This window comes from Kitasatospora sp. NPDC057198, assembly GCF_042670125.1.
Taxonomy (GTDB): Bacteria; Actinomycetota; Actinomycetes; order Streptomycetales; family Streptomycetaceae; genus Kitasatospora.
On sequence record NZ_JBHUWH010000796.1, the window covers coordinates 1 to 1953 of the forward strand.

Genomic DNA, 1953 nt, shown 5'->3' on the forward strand with positions numbered 1-1953 from the left:
GCCTGAACCGGGCCGGGCCGGCCCGGGCCGGCCCGGTTCAGGGTTCAGGGCTCAGGGGCGGGTCGTGGGGGCGTTCTCCGCCGTCCGGGCCGGGTCGAACTCGGCGACGGGGGACAGGATCTCGTCCATCCTGGCGAGCAGCGCGGGCTCCAGCTTCACGCCCGCGGCCTTGACGTTCTCGGTGACCTGCTCGGGGCGGGAGGCGCCGATGATCGCGGCGGACACGTTCGGGTTCTGCAGCACCCAGGCGACCGCGAGCTGGGCGAGCGAGAGCCCCGCCTCCGCGGCGAGCGGCTGCAACAGCTGGACGCGCTCCAGGACTTCGGGCCGCAGCCAGCGCGCCACGAAGTTCGCGCCGCCCTTCTCGTCGGTGGCCCGGGACCCGGCCGGCGGCTCGGCGCCCGGCTTGTACTTGCCGGTCAGCACGCCCTGCGCGATCGGCGACCAGACCACCTGCCCGATGCCCAACTCCTCGCAGGTGGGCACCACTTCACCCTCGATGACCCGCCACAGCGCGCTGTACTGGGGCTGGCTGGAGACGAACGGCACGCGCAGCTCGCGGGCCAGCGCGTGGCCCGCCCGGATCTGCTCGGCCGTCCACTCCGAGACGCCGATGTACAGCGCCTTGCCGGAGCGGACCACGTCGGCGAACGCCTCCATGGTCTCCTCCAGCGGAGTCGACGGGTCGTAGCGGTGGGCCTGGTAGACGTCCACGTAGTCGGTCTGCAGGCGGCGCAGCGAGCCGTCGATCGACTCCATGACGTGCTTGCGCCCCAGGCCGCGGTCGTTGCGGCCCGGCCCGGCCGGCCAGAACACCTTGGTGAGGATCTCCAGCCCCTCGCGCCGCTCGCCCTTGAGGGCCCGCCCGAGCACCGACTCGGCGCGGGTCTCGGCGTACACGTCGGCGGTGTCGAAGGTGGTGATCCCGGCGTCGAGGGCGGCGCGGATGCACGCGGCCGCGGTGTCCTCCTCGACCTGCGAACCGTGGGTGAGCCAGTTCCCGTACGCGATCTCGCTGATGATCAGGCCGCTGCGGCCCAGGTGGCGGAATTCCATGGTCCGTACGCTACGCCAGCGGCGGCGGGGAGGGGTGGAGGCGGTGGCGCGGGGGAGACGGCGGAGGTCGGGACGGAGGCCGTCGGGCCCGGGTCCTTGGGCCCTACCGGCGGGGCGCGGGCGGGCGCAGGATCGAGGCACTGGAGACGTGGGATGCGACGGGGATGCGGCGAGGAGTGATCCGCGATGACCGAGTCGATGGCGACGGCGGCGACGCCCGGGGCGGGGATGCCGGGCGGGCCGGTGGACGGGGAGCCGGGCGGGCCGAGCCCGGCGGAACTGCGGGAGCTGGTGGCCGCGGCCGGAGCCGCGCCGTCCCTGCACAACACGCAGCCCTGGCGGTTCCGGCCGACCGCGGACGGGCCCGGCGTCCTGGTGTTCGCCGACCCCGCGCGGGCGGTGCCGCTGGCCGACCCGGACGGGCGCGCCATGCTGCTGTCGATCGGCGCGGCACTGTTCAACCTGCGCGTGGCGGCGGCCCGACTCGGCCTGCCCGTCGAGGAGTTGGACCTGCTGCCGGACGAGCCCGGCCCCGACCGGCCGGTCGCCGTGGTGCGCTTCGGGCCGCGCGGAGTCCCGTACGAACTCGCCGAGTTGGCCGGTGCGATCACCCAACGGCACTCCAGCCGCGAGCCGTTCGGGAACCGCGACGTGCCCGAGGCGGTGATCGGCGAACTGATCGCGGCCGCCGCCGACGAGGACACCGTGCTGGACGTGCTGGAGGAGGACGGCGCGCGCCGGGTGCTGGCGCTGACCGCCGAGGCCGAGGCCGGGATCGCCGCCGACGCCGCCCGCCGGGCGGAGACCGACGGCTGGGTGCGGGCCGCAACGGCGCAGGCGGCCCCGGACGGCATCCCGGAACACGCCCTCGGACCGCAGGACCACGAAGCCCGGGTC

General features: G+C 75.3%; 2 protein-coding genes. One reads left to right on the forward strand and one right to left on the reverse strand.

The genetic code is table 11. The features are described 5' to 3' along the window. Positions 1-51 precede the first annotated feature (51 nt). Entirely contained in the window at positions 52-1056 is a 1005-nt protein-coding gene (locus tag ACFUEL_RS39095) for an aldo/keto reductase family protein (RefSeq protein ID WP_380242884.1), read from the reverse strand. 186 nt (positions 1057-1242) lie between these two features. On the opposite strand from ACFUEL_RS39095, the gene ACFUEL_RS39100 reads away from it, so the two are divergent. Beyond that, positions 1243-1953: hypothetical protein (locus ACFUEL_RS39100; RefSeq protein WP_380242886.1), on the forward strand; the 711-nt coding region annotated here is incomplete at its 3' end.